The sequence below is a fragment of the Roseivirga pacifica genome, from assembly GCF_900111145.1.
Classification (GTDB): Bacteria; Bacteroidota; Bacteroidia; order Cytophagales; family Cyclobacteriaceae; genus Roseivirga; species Roseivirga pacifica.
The window spans coordinates 1,141,454-1,158,798 of sequence record NZ_FOIR01000002.1 but is presented as its reverse complement, the minus strand read 5'-3'; the positions used below and the strand labels follow the sequence as shown (position 1 = coordinate 1,158,798).

Below are 17,345 nucleotides of genomic sequence, written 5' to 3'. Positions count from 1 at the left end.
CTCCATTAGAATTTAAAGTTGTAAGAGATGGTTGGAATGGCTGACCCGAAAACAGACAGCTTGTAACCCTGAACTTCTCCATCGTCTAAATCGAAGTAAAGAGAGAATGCGTTTTTCCTGCCAAGTACATTGTAAACCGATACAGACCAGAAGGAGTGTGATCCTTTTGTAAGCCTGTGCCCCCATTTAAGGGTAAGTCCAATATCCATTCTAACATAATCTGGTATCCTGTATTCGTTTCTGTCAGAATAGTTCAAGATTTCTATGCCGTTTAGTTCATAGAGTCCCGTAGGGAATGTTATCGGCCTACCTGTGTTATAAACGAAATTGTACGACACGGAGAATCTTGTTGTAATCTCGTAATTACTCACAAGGTTAATGGTATGCGGCTTGTCGTAGTTGGTAGGAAAGTATGAGCCATTGTTAATGGTTTCTTCATCGAACGAACCGTCAAGTTTGATAAAGGTTCTTGCGTAAGAATAGTTAAACCATCCGTTTAGCCTTCCATCTTTTTTAAGAGAGAATTCTACTCCGTATGATTTACCAGGCCCTTGCAATGCAATTGTTTCAATTCTATCATTCAGCAGGAAATCGGCTCCGGTTTTGAAATCAACCAGATTGCTCAACTTTTTACCATATACCTCTACAGATGTTTCATACTCACCATTGAGGAAATCTCTATAGTATCCTACTGAGATTTGATCACCCACTTGTGGTTCAATATACTCGTTCGATAGTCTCCACAGGTCAGTAGGAGATAGGGACGCGCTGTTTGAAAGTGCGTGCAAATACTGTCTACTTCTGTCGTAACTCAGTTTTACCGAACTGTTATCATCTAGCAAGTATCTGGCTGCAAACCTTAGCTCAGGCCCATGATAGGTCTCTATAAAGTCGCCTTTGTCGTGAATGATTTCACCAGTTTTAGTATCTGGGTTTTTAGGGGCATCGTCTAAATATAGGTTGGTAATGCCCGGCCCCAAATAGGTGAAGAAGCTATATCTTAAACCATAGTTAAGGCTTAGTTTATCGTTTATCTCGTGGTTGTCAGATACGTAGAGCGCTCCTTCTATCCCTTGTTCTGGGCTTAATGAGATAGAGCCGGCTACCGATTCCGAACCAATAGGGAACTTAGTTCCTGGGTTAATATCGTACCTTTTAGCCTCCAGACCAAAGTTTAGCTGATGTGGAGATTGAAGGTCCTTGTTGAAGTCTAGTTTAGCACCAAACTCGCGAATGCCGTAATCTTGACCAAATGCATTTTTCTCTAGCTGAGTAGACTCAAATTCGTAATCATATTCACTGTACGATGCACTTAGAGAGGCATCGAAAGTGGCGTTGAACCTACGCGACCATTTGGCTGTGGCCATTTTGTTCGCGTAAGAAAAGTCAGAAAATGAGAAAAGTGTATCAGAGTTAAGTCTAAACTTGTCTTCACTCAAATAGCCAGAAAGAGAAACCCTGTTCTCTTGGTTTATCTGATGATCATATTTAACAATAAAGTCGCTGAAGTTTACTTTGTTGTTTTTGAAGTCAGAATGGTCAATGGTTTCAAGAATCCAGTTGGAGTAGGTAAGTCTACCACTGGCCAAGAGCGAAGCTTTCTCCTTAATAATTGGAATTTCGGCAGTTAGGCGAGAGGTAACAGATGATATACCTCCTTCAACCGTAACCTCTTCTTTATTTGGTGTTTTGGCGCTAATGTCAAAAACAGAGGATAGTCTACCGCCATATGAGGCTGGAATTCCACTCTTCATTACATTCATGCCTTCCAACGCATCGGAGTTGAATACTGAGAAAAAGCCCAAGAAGTGAGAAGCGTTATAAACAGTGGCACCTTCAAACAAGAAAAGGTTTTGGTCTGACTTACCACCACGAACGTTAAATCCAGCTGCGCCTTCTCCCACGGTTTGAATTCCGGCAAAAGTGGTGGCAACTTTAAGAATATCCTTTTCACCCAACACAGCGGGAACAGTTTTACTGTCTTCAACATTTAGGCGTTCAATACCGGTGTTTACTTGTTCAATGTTCGCTCTTCTGGTTGCTTCTACAATTACCTCATTCAATGCAATTACATCAACCTCCATATCAATGTCGAAACGGCCATTAGAGAATAGGATAATCTTTCTCTTTGTACGTTTCATACCTGTAAACTGTACCTGAATCTCGTGGCGACCATTGGTGAGGTTAAGTGAGTAGAAACCATCAGGGCCTGTAACTGCAGCTTTGTTGCCACTGTACACCAAGGCACCTTCAATTGGTTCTCCTGTGCTGTTATCTTTAATATAACCAACCATGGTAGAGCTTGCGCCACCTTCAAACTGAGCACGGCTACCAACCTCAAACACAAAGTTTTCCAAATCGTTATTGTTTTGGTTCTCACCAGCATATTCTTTGGTGAATAATAACTCTTTGGTTTCTTCGGCTGGTTGCTCTGCCTGCTGTGGACTGTGCTGAGCGAGTAAATCACTCACAATTTCAGGGGTTGTAATGATTGCTATTCCATTTGTTAAGAATACCTTTTTACTGTCATGGTAAAACCTAATGGTTGTTCCATCAAAAATTGTTGTGAGTACTTCGCTAATAGGAGTATTTGAGAAGTTTCCAGAAAACGTTAATGAGTCGATCCATTCTTTTTTATAGTAAAAAGTATACGATAGTTTTCCTTCAATATCATTAATCACCTGCTCAATAGCTGTGTTTTGAAAGCTACCAGAATATACATCGGTGGTTTGCTGACCAAAAGCCGTTAAGGTCAACAACATTAATGCTAATGCAATAAATTTTCTCATAGGGTGGCTAGATTATCACAGTATTCGGCAATGCGGGTGAGGTAGGCTTCCTTGCTATCTCTTTTTATGTTTCTAATCTCCCGTGTGCGCATAAATTGTTTGATGTCTTTTTTGTGTGCCTCGAACTGCTTTAAGAAACCTTTTGCTCTTTCCACACGAATCTTTTTGCCTTCTGTTAATAGGAACAAATCATTTGTTCGCTTGTACTCTAAGGCTCCTTCCTTTGCAATTACTCGCTTAGAGCTTTCTTTGGTGTAGGATAGATTCTTGCCCTCAAACAATACCAAGTAGTATCCCTTTTCGTCTTTTTTTGGTTTGAAAGTCCCTGCTGGAGTTTTAAACCAGTCCACCATTTCTTGATTTACTATTAAGGGTTGCCAAAAGAGGGGGTGCTGAAGGTAGGCCGTGTGCTTTTCTATATCGTACCTGATGTTCAGGTTGTGATAAACGTGGTTGTCGTACTTCATGGAAGCAACTGTCCAGTTCTGAGCATTCTCAAAGAAGAAATTATTGGTATTTGCACCTGGGGGAGATACCGATGGCCAAGCACCGATTAGGGGTTTGGTATTAATAGAATCGAAGTGGGCTGTGTACCAACTGTTGATGTCGCCACTCAAATCAAACTCCTTTATGCTGTACCCTTGACTTTTAAGTTGCCAGTGTGTAGCGAGGAGCATAATTATAATTACAATATGCCTGTTCATATAAAGCAAAAAATTGGAATGAGGTTATACTCTTTAAAACAATTAAAAACATGGTTGCCCTCAACCAAGGATATAAATGGTCGAGAATCAGTTTCAAGGGCCGCATAGTAATTCGGTTAAAACTCTCTTCGCGGTATCAAGGCCCTTTTTTCGGTTATAAGCGAAATAAAACTAGATATAAGAATATGCAAAGAGAAGATTGAATTATTATTTGTGTGGTAGTAACTACCTATCATGAAAGCCCTTGCCTTCCATAATTTTTGGGATGCACTTTTCTATTCTAGAAACCCGGGTTTTGGCTTGTTTTGGCTGAGAAAAGTGGAGTATGTAGCCTCTTTGCCTGCCGGGAGTTAGTGCCTCAAATGCAGCTTTTAGATTTGGTTCTTCTTTAAACTTAGATGCGAGTTCTTCCGGAATGGGTTCTGGAGCTTTCTCAAAACTTACTTTTAGTCCTGCTTTTTCTACTTCAACGGCTTCAAAAATGTAGGCTTTTAAGATAGGAGCTAATGCTTGGGCTTGTTTGGTGGAAGTGATTTTGATGATTCTTGCAGATTGTGTGTTTTCCCCGGGCTTGTCTAAAATTTTATGGCTGTCTTGCAAAAGTGCTCCTTTGAAAAAACTGAGGCAAGCGTAGTTTTTAAAGGCACTTATAACAGCTACATTATCGCCATGGTAGGTGTAGCAGGGTACACCCCATTTCGATTCTTCCGTTAATCCACAATCTAGCACCACTTGGCGCAGTAGTTTCAGTTCGTTTGTCCAACTGTGGACTTTACAGTCTGGTGTGCCGCCAAGAGCGCATCGGCCGCAGCCTTCTGCTAAGTATGTGTTAACGTCTGTTGTCATGTTATCTTTCGTTCCAGCCTTTTCCTTCAAATATTAAAGGTGCACATTTTTCAATTCTCGAAATACGTGTTTTAGATTGTTTGGGCTGAGAGAAGTGAAGTAAATAACCACGCTGTCGCCCAGGGGTAAGGGCTTCAAAAGCACTTTTAAAGTCAGCGTCATGATCAAAAGCTTCTTGAAGTTCTTCCGGCATTTCAAACTCCGTAGTTTTCTTCATTGGCACCTTCAGTCCTGCTTTTTCCACTTCAATAGCTTCGAAAATATAGGATTTGATGGTGTCGCGGATTGCTACGATTTGTTCGGCACTGGTAAAACGAAGCTGTCTGGCGGCTTGCACATTTTTGGTTTGCTGCACTAATATATTGTCGGGGTCTTTTAACAGTGCGCCTTTATGAAAAAGGATAGCGCAGTATGTCTTGAAACCATGGATAAGGAAGACATTAGCTCCTTTGTGTGTGTAGCAAGGTTTACCCCATTTAAGCTCTTCCTGCAAACCGGTTTCTTGCGCAATATTTCTCAAAGCTCGATAAGCCTCTTGCCATTGGCCTGGTTTTTCGAAGAAGAAGTCGATATTGGTTTCCATAGCTTACTGATTGTTTGAGAAATTGGGTTTTCTGCTCACTGGTCTGAAATACCAAGATACAATAGTTAGTATAACTAGAAGTATGGGACCGAACAAACCTGAAGCAGGATCGCCTATTGCAAGGTGAGAGATTATGGCTCCGGACATCACAAAGAAAAAGCCAGCATAGGCCCATTCCTTAAATAGAGGGAGTTTTGGTAAAAGTATAGCCGCCACACCAAGTATTTTCCATACTCCTATGATGGTCAAAAAGTAGAGAGGGTAGCCCAAGCGGCCCATCATTTCTGTTTCTTCTTCTAACTTAATGATTTGAATTATTCCGGTTGAAAGCATGCCGAGTGATAACCAAACGGTTGCTATCCAGTAAATGATTTTATGGCTCTTTTTCATGGTTATAGATTTTTGACTATTTCTTGCAGGCGGTTATGTGCCATGTTAATTCCTTGCTTAAATGGTAGTTGTAGTAGCTGGTCACGTATTTCAACCGACCGGTATACTAAATGCATCGTGAGTTTACTGGTTTGGAGGGTGAGTTGTTCAAACTCTAAAAATTCCAACTGAGGCCCAAAATTGGCGTTGGTCATTTCGAAGGTTCTTGTGATCCGCTGGTTAATACTGAACTCATGAATTGTTCCATGGAAACCATGTTTATTGCCCATTGGGTCTGTTGTTTCGAATTGCCAACTACCATGTTGTTTATTTTCAAGCTTTATCACTTTTGTACCCATCCATTGTGCTACAATTTCTGGCTCTATGTAGGCTCTGAATAGCAGGTTAAGAGGTAAATCGAACTCTCGGGTAATGAATAACTCTTGTTTTCCATCTTCCGCATGAATTTGTGTTTTCAATTCCATTCTATTCTTCGGGTTTATAGTTTTTCATTATTGCTTCAAGCTTATTAAACCTGTCGTCCCACATTTTGCGGAAGGGCTCAATGAATTCTGCTATGGTTTTAAGTTTTTCTGGGTTGAGGTGATAGTAAACCTGCCTACCGTTTTGCTCTTGTTTAAGCAATTCACATTCAGTAAGAATTTGCAAATGCTTAGAAACGGTTGGTCTAGCTGTATCAAAATTGGCAGCAATGGCACCTGCTGTGAGCGATTGTGATGCTACCAGCATAAGTATGCCTCTTCTTGTGGGGTCGGCAATGGCCTGAAAAACATCTCTTCTTAAATTCATTATGTAGTTATTTGACTACAAATATAAGTGTAGTTAAATAACTACATAATTTTTCATATGAAAATTTCTCTGTAATAGGAAGTTTGTGGTTTTTATCCTTGCATCAACTCTCGAGCGGAATCGTAAGCGGTAGAAGAGGCCTGCTTACCACCAATCATTTGGGCTATTTCGGTAAGGCGTTCTTCTTGGTTAAGCAGCTTGATTTGGCTGCTGGTTGTGGCCTCCGACTCGTCTTTGTAAACGTAGTAGTGAGCCTGGCACTTAGCTGCAATTTGAGGCAAATGTGTAATGGTAATTACTTGGTGATTTGTGGCCATTTCCTGCATCATTTCGGCCATTTTCAACGCAATTTCGCCAGAAATACCAGTGTCTATTTCATCAAACACAATGGTAGGCAAGGCGGTTTTGTCTGCCAAAATGTATTTAATAGCGAACATAAGTCTTGAGAATTCACCGCCAGAAGCTGCTTTGGCCAAGTTGCTTGGGGCTATGCCTTTGTTGGCAGAGAACAGTAGTTCAATATTGTCTGCACCGGAGGTGCTTAGTTCTGCCGATTTGTAATCTACCGTTAGCGATGCATTTGGCATGCCAAGTGAGGCGAGCAGTTTAGAAACCTGTTTGGTGAGTTGCTCGAAAACGGACTGACGACTTTTCGTTAAGGCAGCAGCTGATTTTTGTGCTTTGGCATAAGCAGCATCTTCAGCCTTTTTTGCTTCTTCAATCGCCTCGTCCAAGTTGCTCATGCGAAGGACTTTGTCGCCAAGTGCTTCGTAAATTTCGATTAGCTCTTTGTTGCTGTTTACTTGGTGCTTTTGCTGTAGTTTGTAGATCAAATTAAGTCTCTCCTGACATTCTAACGTACGCTGTGGGTCTACATCAACTTTGCCGTCTTCGGTCTCTAGTTCACCTACAATATCTTTAAGCTCAATCTGAACGCTTTCAACGCGTTCTTTTAGGGCGTTGTATTCTTCCCCGAAGCTACCAATTTGCGCCAAGGCATTCTTAAGCTCATGGAGCATGCTAATGATGTTGAACTCTGATTGGTCGGTTAGCGCCAGCGCTTCATTCAACTTGGTCTTTATTTCTTCGGCATGCTCTAGTTTAGCAAGTTCCGCTTCTAATGCCTCTTGTTCATCAGTCTGCAACTGTGCCTTGTCCAATTCATCGAACAGAAACTGGTTATAATCTGCTTCTTTACTTATTTGTCCACCTTCTTCAATTAGGTCTTTGTGGATTTTACGTTTTTCCAGATAGGCTTTGAAATCTGTTTGATAGGCCGATTTTTGCACAGCATTGCCCGCTAAAATATCAATTACCTCAAGTTGGTAAGTTTGGGTGCTGAGGCGTAGTGTTTCGTGTTGTGAGTGAATATCCATCAACCTTAGGCCAAGAACTTTTAGAAACTCTAAGGTGGTAGGGGTGTCGTTTACAAATGCCCGCGACTTTCCTTTGGCGTTAACTTCTCTTCGAATGATGCACTCCACTTCATAGTCTATATCGTATTCTTCGAAAAGCTCAGAAAGCTTGTAGGCGGAAATATTGAAAACACCTTCTATTATGCATTTTTTTGACTCATCAAAAACCACACGGCTTTCGGCACGATTGCCCAAGAGTAAACCCAAAGCACCGAGCATAATGGATTTACCGGCTCCTGTCTCGCCAGTAATAATGTTCAGCTGTTTGTTAGGAGAAATCCTTAACTGCTTGATTAAGGTGTAGTTTTCAATCGAAAGGCTCTGCAGCATGAGACAAAAGTATCAATTCGGCTTTGCCAAAGCAATACTAATTCTGCACGATTTTTTGATAGTTGGACCTACGGGTTGGGTCGAGTTTTAGCAGCTCGTTATATGCTTGCCTGCGAATGGCCATGTCGCCTTCAGAAAATATGTGTGTGATTTCCGTGTGTTTGGCGTCAAGAAAGGAAATGACAAAGATTGAATTGGGGAGCACCCGATTTACCTCCTGCATTTTTTTCAGTACCTCAACTATAATTTCTCGGCTTTCATCAGGTGTGTCATTAAAAGTGTCGAGGGCTTTAATGTGGTAGTCGTAAATACCTTGACGAATGGGTTCGTATTGTTTGTTTATGAATAGGTTTTCAATCAGCCAATAGCGGTTTCGCCTGCTTTGGAACTGGCCCCAGCCAGTACCTCCTGCATTCTGAGCTGTATTTACTATGTTCTGCGCTTTTTCGTAATGCGGATTCCCACCAAACTGACTAAAGGAATCGTAATCTAAACCTAGCGCAATGTAAGCGTAAAAAGCCAGTAGGGCAGTGGTGTTGTCGGTGAAAACGGCTTCGTTAAACCGTAGGGGTTGAGAAGTGGTGAAGGTGAAGTCCCAATCTCTATCGGCAAAGTTTAAAACCAGGGTTTCGTATGAGGAGCCATAAACCGGGCGAACTACCTGAATTTGTGCATTTGCCGTAAAGCGGCCTATGCTCGGCTGATCCTGAATGGTGAGGAACAGGTTACCTTTGATTCTTTCGTTGTTTCGAAATTGGTCTTGGGTCCATTCAGTATCGTTCAAAAAGCTTTCGAAAGCATTTTCCATCTCTTGAAAAATACCTCGCTCAGTAGTTTGTACAACCTCGGCATTAATGCTCACATCAAACAACAGTTCCTGTGCCGATGCAACCATCGGAAAAAAAAGGAACAATAAAAGGATGAGTTTATGCTTCAAGCTTTGCAATAATCGCATTGATAATGTCTTCGGCAACTTCTTGTTTAGATTTTAACTCAAAGTCTTGAATATTATTGGCTTTGTCAATAATAGAAATTTTGTTGGTATCGTGACCAAAGCCTGCGCCCGCATTATTGAGCGAGTTTAATACGATCAGGTCGAAGTTCTTCGATTTGATTTTGCCTTGGGCATGGCTCACTTCGTTTTCAGTTTCTAGGGCGAAACCGATGTTTAGCTGGTTGGGCTGCTTTTTAGCGCCTAGTGTTTTTGCAATGTCAATGGTCTTTTCCAGCCTAACCTCCATCGAGTCGCCTGCTTTTTTAATTTTCTGATCAGCAATCTTGCTTGGGGCGTAGTCGGCCACGGCAGCAGAAAAAATGGCAATGTCAGTTGCGGTATAAACGGCTTCGGCAGCTGCAAACATTTCTTTCCCTGACTTTACACGTACCAGTTTAATGTTTGGGTGCTCAATCGTTAGGTGGGTAGGGCCAGAAACTAAAGTAACTTCAGCGCCTTGATTGGCTGCTTTTTCGGCTAAAGCATAGCCCATTTTACCGGTAGAGTAATTTCCAATAAAACGAACAGGATCTATGGCCTCGTAGGTTGGCCCGGCTGTTATCAGTACTTTTTTGCCGCTAAGCTTTTTTTTTGAGCCGAAGAACTGGTTGAGTTGGCTCACCAAGTCTTCCGGTTCAGCCATTCGGCCAGTGCCAACTAGTCCGCTGGCAAGCTCTCCGTGTGTAGCGTCAATCACCTGATTACCGAAGTTTTTTAGCTTCTTCAGGTTATCAAGCACAGATGGATGCTGGTACATGTCTAGGTCCATTGCTGGTGCTACAAAAACGGGGCAACGTGCCGATAGATAGGTAGCTAAGAGCAAATTATCGCAAAGGCCATTTGCTATTTTGCCAATAGTATTGGCACTTGCAGGGGCAATAATCATGGCATCGGCCCAAAGTCCGAGTTCAACATGGTTGTTCCACTCGCCTTGCGAACCGCTGGTAAAGCTTGAGTAAACCGGATTTTTTGAAAGGGTAGAGAGTGTGAGTGGGGTAATAAAATCTTTGGCCGAGTTAGTCATAACTACTTTTACCTCGGCACCTTCTTTTACAAGTAACCTAACGAAAATAGCAGCCTTGTAAGCTGCTATACTTCCCGTTACTCCAACGATAATTTTTTTACCCTTCAACATTGAAGACTGATTAAGCTTCTTTTGCTTCTTCCGCTTCTTTGTATCTGAAATAGATTTCTCCGTTCAAGAATTCCTCAACAGCCATAGCAGTTGGTTTTGGCATTCTTTCGTAGAATCTAGAGATTTCAATTTGCTCTCTGTTTTCAAAGATCTCTTCCAAGTTGTCAACAGTAGTAGCGAATTCTGCCAATTTACCATTCAACTCTTCTTTCATGTTGCTGGCAATTTGCTTTGCTCTTTTAGAGATGATTGAAACTGCTTCGTAAATGTTGCCAGTAGGCTCAGCTAGTTTGTCTGTATCTCTGGTAATGATTGATGGACTTGCTGCCATAATTAATCTATGTTTTTTAATCTGTTTAACTCTTCAATTGACCGCTCTTGAAAGTCGGTCGCTTTTGCCATGTATTCACTCTCCGGAAACTTCAAAGAAAACTCTCTGTAAAGCTCCAAAGTCTTATCAAATCGCTCCTTTTTCTTAGAAGTGATACTGTTTTCGGCCAGCTTGTAACTGGTTTCTATTGATAAATATAATAGTTCTTCGTTGTAATCAGAATCTGGGTAGTCTTCTTTAAAAGTCTCAAAGGTAACCAGTGCCGCATCCAAATAGTTTCTGTAAGAAAGACCATCACTTAACCTGTGATAAAGTTTGGCCGTTTCGTACGCTTTCTTCTCAAATCGAACCTGAAGTTCGTCAATCATGGTGTTGGCACGCTCGTAGTAGTGAGATGCAGGATAGCGGTTTAAGAAGTTCTGCATAGCCACTACTGCCTCTTCCGAACTTGACTGATCCAGTTCAGAATCGGGTGAATCTTGGAACAGTGAATAGGCTTCCATAAACTGAGCTTCTTCTGCAAACGGGCTACGGCCATACGTTCTGTAGAACTCTTTAAACTGGAAAGCTGCTAACTGATAGAAACCGTTGTAATATTCGCAATAAGCCCAATAGTAGCGGATTTTTTCGCCTTCGAGGGCGCCACGATAGTATGGCTGAATACGTTCAAAGTACAACTTAGCCTTGTCGTATCGGCCTTGCTCATAGTAAGCAATTGCCGCCTCATATAGCTCTTCGAAATCATTCGTTCTTTCAAGCTTAGAGATCCTAGTAGTGCAGCTGAAATTCAGCCCGATAAGCGCAATTAAAAGGAAAAATAAGGCGGTTTTTTTCATAAGCGTGCAAAGTTACCAGTATTGTTTAACAATTCCAATAAGGTGAATTTTATTGACTTACGAAGAAAAGCAGTTAAAACAAGAATGTGGAGCGATTAACAGTATTTAACCTGTTAAAAAATGGAAGTCGAAACTTGCATGACCTAAGGACTTTAAATAGGCTACTTGTCGTAGCGCAAGTGGCGGGCTACGTCTTCGAGCTTGGGTTTTTCCGACATGCGCCAACTAAACCCTCTTAGGGTTCTTTCAGGGTTTAGGATTTCGAACGAAGGAATTACTCGGCCGTCTACCTCTCTGTAGGTGCGTAATTCGCTCACAAAGCTATTTTCAAAGTAAATGGCCAAGTTAGAGCACTTGGTTTTGTTCATAGAAGTTGCGCCAAGTTCATCAACTATATAATAGATACTTTCCCCGTTGCCAAAAACATCGGTGCGCTGAATCATGCCATCCTTAAAATGAACTTGCATATCTCTCCCTTTAATTTGGTTGAAGTTTTTTAGGCTGTCTTGCTGAATAACAAAAGAACTGACGGCCAAATCCATGCGGTCTATTTTATTGTTCTTAACAAGAATGTTAATTGAATCAGCACTGATTTGAGAATCTTGACTCCAAATTACCGGGTCTTGATACATATATATAGTGGAGTCGGTAAAGTTGTAGCTCACAGAATCTGCAATGCCTTGTAGGTCCGATTTGAAGAGTTTTACATCGTGATAGGCGAGCAGGTATTTGCCTAGTGTGTCTTCTTTCTGTTTGGAGTAAATCGAATCGGCACTGATAAATAAGGAGTCGCCTTGTACCATTTTGCGCAAATAAGCATCGGTGTGTACCAGCGCATCTTCCTTGATTTTGTCGTAGTAGCCTTTTTCACCAAAAATGGTCATAGAATCAGGTTTTGACGTCATTACCACATTTTGATGAGCCGTGTAGTACTTTTTAACATCATCAATAATTAGAGTATCTCCTTCAATGTCATAATCTATGCTCACCATCTTTCCTTCATACACCTCGGAATAACTCTTTTCAGAAATGTAGAGTAATCCTTTCTGTGTGGTAAGGGTGTCGCCTTCGGTAGAATAGCCTTCAGTTGGGCCGTAAGTACGGCTTCGGGTGGTAAGACTTGAATAATAAAGCGTGTCAGTTTTTAAGAAGAAATCTGGGTTTTCAAGCCTCACTGAATCAAAGAATTCTGCCTTTTTAGTTTGAGAGAAGTATTTGCCCAAGTTGCTGGTAAGTGTGTTTTCCGTGTCTACCAGTTTTCCGCCTTCGCGATAGGTGCCCACTTGTAAAACCCTGTCATAGTCCAGAATGTCTGTGTAAAGTGTTCCTGCAGAATCTTTAAGCACAACATTATCTCTGAATTTGGCCAGCCTAGTATTTCCATCATACTCCAAATAGTCGCCTTTTATGTCAAGGGAATCTACTGTATCGATAATCTTTACGTGGCCAAAAGCCTTGGCAGAGTTGGTTACCTTATCAACATAGGCCGAGTCGCAATAAATATTTGTGTTGCCTTGGATAAGCCAAACACTCCCTATGAGCTTTTGAATAGGTTTTCCGTTCACTAATTGTTGAGCGAGTTTGTCTGCTTCTTTTATTGTAACGGCAGTTTGTCCCTGAATGGCCAGTGCCAGTGAGAGTAAGAATATGGTGAAAAATGTACGCTTCATTCTTTGCAGCGCCAAAATTAGGGAATTGTAGTATTTTTGACCCATGCTAGAGCGCTTTTTGCAGTTTATCAAAAAACATGCCCTGTTTAATGCCCATGACAAGCTTTTGGTGGCAACTAGTGGAGGAGTAGACTCTATGGTATTGTGCAATTTACTGCTGAAGGCTGAAATTCCCTTTGCAATGGCGCATTGCAATTTTCAATTAAGGGGAAAGGCTGCCGATGGAGATGAGGCTTTTGTAAAGGCTTTTGGTTTCGAGAGTGATATAGCTGTTTTTACCACCAGGTTTGAAACAGACGCATTCGCACAGACCAATAAAATATCTACACAAATGGCTGCGCGCGAGCTGCGTTACAAATGGTTTGAGGAATTGAAAGAGGGGCACGGTTTTACTAAGCTGCTTACGGCCCATCATTTAAACGATCATGTGGAAACATTGCTGCTGGGCATGTCACGTGGTGGTGGGGTTAAAAGTTTTACCGGCATTCCAAAAAAGAATGATTGGATTGTAAGGCCATTGCTCGCATTCACAAAGGAGGAAGTTTTAGCTTATGCGGAGGCGAATGAAATTGAGTGGAGAGAAGATGCCTCAAATGTCAGCACTAAATACAAACGCAATTTTGTAAGGCATGAATTGGTACCAAGGTTCGAGGAGCTAAACCCTAATTTTTTAAATACTGCTGATCAATTAATGGAGCGTACAGCGGCAGTAGCCAGAATTTACGAGCAGCATATAAATGCGCTGAGGCAAGACTTGCTACTCGAAGGGGAGAACGAGACAGCGATTTCCACAGCGACATTAGTTCAAAAAGAACTTTCCACAACCGAATTAGCCGATTTAGTAGCACCATTCGGATTTGCTTATGAGCAATGCGAAGACTTACTGGAGAATTTAACGGGGCTTTCTGGTCGGGTTTTTAAAAGCCCAACGCACGAGCTACTGATTGACCGAACGGAACTCCGGATTAGAGAAAAATCTGATTCCGAATTTGAGTCAATCTCGATAAACAAATCTGATAGACAAGTTGAATTAGGAGAGCTCTATCGGTTTACGATAGAAAACGCAGAAGCACTTCCGCTCGATAAAAGTGCCGCAAATTGCCAGCTTGACTTTAGCAGGCTGACATTCCCGCTAGAAGTAAGGAAATGGGAGGAAGGCGATAAGTTTATTCCGCTTGGTATGAAAGGGCAAAAACTTGTGAGCGACTTTTTAATTGACCAAAAAGTTGCTGTTTTCGATAAGGAAAAGGTGCTTGTAATGCTTTCCGATGGAGAAATTGCCTGGGTTGTAGGGCATAGGATTTCCGACAAGTTTAAACGAAGTGCTAAAACGCAGCAGGTGGCTTACTTTAAAAAAATATCGGTTGCTCAAGGGTAGGAATACCTTGGGGTGTAATCGCTACAACCTTTCATAATTACCTTTTAAAGAAACATTTAAAACGGGGTTTCATTTAGCCGTTTCGGTTGTTACCTTTGTTCACGTTTGTAACACAAAACCCATATATAAATGAAAGTAACTGTAGTAGGTGCCGGAGCGGTAGGTGCCAGTTGTGCTGAGTACATCGCGATCAAAGATTTCGCTTCTGAAGTAGTATTGGTTGACATCAAAGAAGGCTTTGCTGAAGGTAAGGCAATGGACTTGATGCAAACTGCATCATTGAATGGTTTCGATACGAAAATTACCGGAGCAACCAACGATTATAGCAAAACTGCAGGTAGCGATGTAGCTGTAATTACTTCTGGTATTCCACGTAAGCCGGGAATGACTCGCGAAGAATTGATCAGCACTAATGCTGGAATCGTTAAGTCTGTGGCTGAAAGCTTGATCAAAGAATCGCCAAATGTGATCATTATTGTGGTTTCTAACCCAATGGATACCATGACATACCTAACGCACAAGGCTACAGGTTTGCCAAAGAACAGAATCATTGGTATGGGTGGTGCACTTGACTCTGCTCGTTTCAAATACAGATTGGCTGAGGCAGTTGATGCGCCAATTTCTGACATTGACGGAATGGTAATCGGTGGCCATAGCGACACTGGTATGATTCCTTTGACGCGTTTGGCTACTAGAAACAGCGTGCCTGTAAACGAATTTATTTCTGCCGAGCGTATGGAAGAAGTGAAGCAAGCAACCAAAGTTGGTGGTGCTACATTGACTAAATTGTTGGGTACTTCTGCTTGGTATGCACCAGGTGCAGCGGTTTCTGCAATGGTTCAGGCTATCGCTTTAGACGCTAAGAAAATGTTCCCTTGCTCTTGCTTGCTAGAAGGCGAGTACGGGCTAAGCGATATTTGCATTGGTGTGCCAGCATTGATTGGTGCTAATGGTGTAGAAGAAATCGTTGAAATCGGTTTGAACGATGCTGAAAAAGAAGAGCTAACTAACAGCGCTGACGCAGTAAGAAAAACTAACGGATTGCTTTAATAGCACTCAGTTTTAAGATAAAGGAAAGCCTTCTCGTTAATCGGGAAGGCTTTTTTGTTTTTGCCATCGGTGTGGATACTGATGGTGGAGGGGGTAATTGTATCGGTATATATGTCTTTGAATCATTCATCAAATAACTGATCTAGTTTTGTTTCTGTTTTAAGAAGAGCTCTGTTTGTTAGTACTGCAATTAAGGTGAAAAGGATAAGTACTGTAAAAGTAGCGCCCAACATTTCTTTTGTACCTAAATTCACCAGGGTTGAAGTAAAAAGCGCGATGATGAGAATGAAAGTTAACCCTAAGAATATAGTAGGGTATGGCCCAAGCTGAATCCTAAGCCTTATAATTGTGTTTTTGTTTTCATTTGATACCTCGCCTTTTACCACTAGTTGAAGTGGATTTGGGCTAATCATGCTTTTAGGTTCTATTAAACTGAAGCTAAGTCTCTCTTTGCAAAGAACTCCTACCCAAGGGCGGTTGGTGTCTAAGGTTGAATTAGTCAATAATGATGTTAATAAAGTGTCAACTTGTTCTACTGCCCATTTCAGTCTAGTAAAAGTCTGTTCAGGGTTTTCATTAAGTCTATATTCAATTCTTCGTATGTTGATCAATGTTTTGGTTTTACTTCTGTTTTTGACTTTTTAGGAATTTTGTGGGCGCTAACTTCATAACCTATTAACCCCTTTACTTCATAACCTATTAACCCCTTTACTTCATCACCTCTTAACTTTCCAACTCAGCCTCACTTCTTATACTTGTCATTCAGTCCAATGCCCTCAGAAATCATTGGAAGGATCTTTTCGAGCCTGCGCTGCACGGTGGCTTCTTGCTTTGCAGTACTAATGTGCTCGGCAAAGTCGCGCTTATTGGTTAGGCTTAAAGCTTCGAAAGATGCTTTTAAGTCACTGTCTTTATCAAGTTCAGCTTGCAGCGCAGATGGAATTATCAATGGCTTTTTGCTGGGCTTTACTTCCTTGCCTTTTTTCTGATTGGCGATGGCTTCTTTTAAATACGCATTAACGATTGGGGCATCTTTTTGAATTTCTTCCAGACTTTCAAAGCGCCACTGCCTCATGGCTTGGGTTTTGCCTTCCTGTGCATTGAGTAGTTTGTTGTGCGGGTCCTTCAAAAACACGCCTTGGTAAAACCATAAACCAACGTATGATTTGAATGCACCAATACCCACTACGTTTTTGCCATTAATAGTGTAAACCGGAATGCCCCATTTTACAGTCTCAGTAAAGGGCTCTGCGGTAATCAATTCCCTTAAAAGTTGTAGTGAGTCTTTCCAGAGTTCCTGCTTTGCCAGGTATTCTTCAACGGTTTTGTTTTTCTCCATCTCAAAAAAAGTAAGGCTTCAAGGTGCTAAAAAAATTAGCAATTGGCAATCGTTTTTGACTGTTGAGGCCATTTAGTTTTTATTACTAATAAAAATAGTTTTGTAAACTAAGATAATTAGTATATTTGATTCATGAACATGAACAAAATGCGACCGATGTTTTCATATAGTGCTTTAAGCGAGTACATGATTATTGCCTTGCCTTATGCTGAAATTGGTGATGAAGTAAAGATGTTTAAGAAGGACTTCTTTAGAAGGTATGGAGCTTATTCGGGGCAGAATTCTTGTGCGCACATTCGCTTGATGTCTTTCTTTCAATCAGAAGAAAGAGAGGAGCGATTGTTAGAAGCCACGCAAGATGTTTTGACTCATATAAACAGTTTTGAGGTGTTTTTGAATGGTTTTTCATTCGATGGCACAAGTCGGAATGTGTATTTGGAAGTGCTGAATAAGCAGTCGTTAATTGGAGTTTATGATTCGCTGCGTTTGCGCTTGTTTAAGGAGTTGGTCTCTTTGGCTTTTCTCAATAAAAAGTACGAGCCAATGCTTACCATCGGGCAGCGGTTAACCCCGCTTCAATTCTTAGAGGCTATTCGTGATTACGAACACGTACCATATACTAATAATTTTAGAATAAGCCGTTTGCACGTGCTTAAAAGGAAGGCTCCTTTTACTACTTGGGAGCATTTAACGGCCCTGCCTTTTGCTAAGTCGCAAAAGGAGATGTTGGGCTTGTATGAGTAAAAATGATGGGTGGTGCCATCAT

At 41.4% G+C, this 17,345-nt stretch carries 18 protein-coding genes; 3 read left to right on the top strand and 15 right to left on the bottom strand.

What is annotated here, in order from left to right; genetic code table 11:
* Window positions 1-5: 5 nt before the first annotated feature.
* From BMW98_RS13765 to BMW98_RS13705, 13 genes are all read right to left on the bottom strand, one after another.
* Window positions 6-2,789, bottom strand: coding sequence for a carboxypeptidase-like regulatory domain-containing protein (locus BMW98_RS13765; protein WP_090259156.1), 2,784 nt, complete (start codon window positions 2,787-2,789; stop codon window positions 6-8).
* A complete protein-coding gene (locus BMW98_RS13760) occupies window positions 2,786-3,466 on the bottom strand; it encodes a hypothetical protein (RefSeq protein ID WP_139177568.1) in 681 nt (226 codons plus the stop codon). Before BMW98_RS13760 ends, BMW98_RS13765 begins: the two co-directional genes overlap by 4 nt.
* Before the next feature lie 252 nt (window positions 3,467-3,718).
* Window positions 3,719-4,339 carry a YdeI/OmpD-associated family protein gene (locus BMW98_RS13755; protein ID WP_090259154.1) on the bottom strand — a complete coding sequence of 207 codons (621 nt, stop codon included), beginning with the start codon at window positions 4,337-4,339 and terminating at the stop codon, window positions 3,719-3,721.
* Between the two features lies 1 nt (window position 4,340).
* A complete protein-coding gene (locus BMW98_RS13750) occupies window positions 4,341-4,922 on the bottom strand; it encodes a YdeI/OmpD-associated family protein (RefSeq protein ID WP_090259153.1) in 582 nt (193 codons plus the stop codon).
* Between the two features lie 3 nt (window positions 4,923-4,925).
* Window positions 4,926-5,312 (bottom strand): DoxX family protein, encoded by a 387-nt coding sequence (locus BMW98_RS13745; RefSeq protein ID WP_090259152.1) that lies wholly within the window; start codon window positions 5,310-5,312, stop codon window positions 4,926-4,928.
* A 2-nt stretch (window positions 5,313-5,314) separates the two neighbouring features.
* On the bottom strand, window positions 5,315-5,776 hold the full coding sequence (locus BMW98_RS13740; RefSeq protein ID WP_090259151.1) for an SRPBCC domain-containing protein: 462 nt from the start codon (window positions 5,774-5,776) through the stop codon (window positions 5,315-5,317).
* 1 nt (window position 5,777) lies between these two features.
* Entirely contained in the window at window positions 5,778-6,101 is a 324-nt protein-coding gene (locus BMW98_RS13735) for an ArsR/SmtB family transcription factor (RefSeq protein WP_090259150.1), read from the bottom strand.
* Between the two features lie 92 nt (window positions 6,102-6,193).
* Window positions 6,194-7,846, bottom strand: coding sequence for a DNA repair protein RecN (recN, locus tag BMW98_RS13730; RefSeq protein WP_090259149.1), 1,653 nt, complete (start codon window positions 7,844-7,846; stop codon window positions 6,194-6,196).
* Between the two features lie 37 nt (window positions 7,847-7,883).
* The gene (gene porD, locus BMW98_RS13725; protein ID WP_245733593.1) at window positions 7,884-8,783 is read right to left on the bottom strand and encodes a type IX secretion system protein PorD; all 900 of its coding nucleotides are present in this window, start codon (window positions 8,781-8,783) and stop codon (window positions 7,884-7,886) included.
* Entirely contained in the window at window positions 8,773-9,975 is a 1,203-nt protein-coding gene (gene coaBC / locus BMW98_RS13720) for a bifunctional phosphopantothenoylcysteine decarboxylase/phosphopantothenate--cysteine ligase CoaBC (RefSeq protein ID WP_090259147.1), read from the bottom strand. Before coaBC ends, porD begins: the two co-directional genes overlap by 11 nt.
* Before the next feature lie 10 nt (window positions 9,976-9,985).
* Window positions 9,986-10,306: a DNA-directed RNA polymerase subunit omega gene (locus BMW98_RS13715; RefSeq protein WP_090259146.1), complete on the bottom strand. Its 321-nt coding sequence runs from the start codon at window positions 10,304-10,306 to the stop codon at window positions 9,986-9,988.
* Between the two features lie 2 nt (window positions 10,307-10,308).
* On the bottom strand, window positions 10,309-11,142 hold the full coding sequence (locus BMW98_RS13710; protein ID WP_090259145.1) for an outer membrane protein assembly factor BamD: 834 nt from the start codon (window positions 11,140-11,142) through the stop codon (window positions 10,309-10,311).
* A gap of 161 nt (window positions 11,143-11,303) precedes the next feature.
* On the bottom strand, window positions 11,304-12,812 hold the full coding sequence (locus BMW98_RS13705; RefSeq protein ID WP_170836517.1) for an OstA-like protein: 1,509 nt from the start codon (window positions 12,810-12,812) through the stop codon (window positions 11,304-11,306).
* Window positions 12,813-12,855: 43 nt separating this feature from the next.
* On the opposite strand from BMW98_RS13705, the gene tilS reads away from it, so the two are divergent.
* Window positions 12,856-14,190, top strand: a complete 1,335-nt coding sequence (gene tilS, locus BMW98_RS13700; protein ID WP_090259143.1) for a tRNA lysidine(34) synthetase TilS — start codon at window positions 12,856-12,858, stop codon at window positions 14,188-14,190.
* 129 nt (window positions 14,191-14,319) lie between these two features.
* Window positions 14,320-15,240: a malate dehydrogenase gene (gene mdh, locus BMW98_RS13695; protein ID WP_090259142.1), complete on the top strand. Its 921-nt coding sequence runs from the start codon at window positions 14,320-14,322 to the stop codon at window positions 15,238-15,240.
* Between the two features lie 122 nt (window positions 15,241-15,362).
* Here the strand turns inward: mdh and BMW98_RS13690 are convergent, their stop codons facing one another.
* Window positions 15,363-15,851, bottom strand: coding sequence for a hypothetical protein (locus BMW98_RS13690; RefSeq protein ID WP_139177566.1), 489 nt, complete (start codon window positions 15,849-15,851; stop codon window positions 15,363-15,365).
* A gap of 131 nt (window positions 15,852-15,982) precedes the next feature.
* A complete protein-coding gene (locus tag BMW98_RS13685; protein WP_090259140.1) occupies window positions 15,983-16,579 on the bottom strand; it encodes a YdeI/OmpD-associated family protein in 597 nt (198 codons plus the stop codon).
* A gap of 156 nt (window positions 16,580-16,735) precedes the next feature.
* Here BMW98_RS13685 and BMW98_RS13680 point away from each other — a divergent pair, with 156 nt between their 5' ends.
* Complete coding sequence (locus BMW98_RS13680) at window positions 16,736-17,323, top strand: 2'-5' RNA ligase family protein (RefSeq protein ID WP_162844722.1); 588 nt, start codon at window positions 16,736-16,738, stop codon at window positions 17,321-17,323.
* Window positions 17,324-17,345 lie beyond the last annotated feature (22 nt).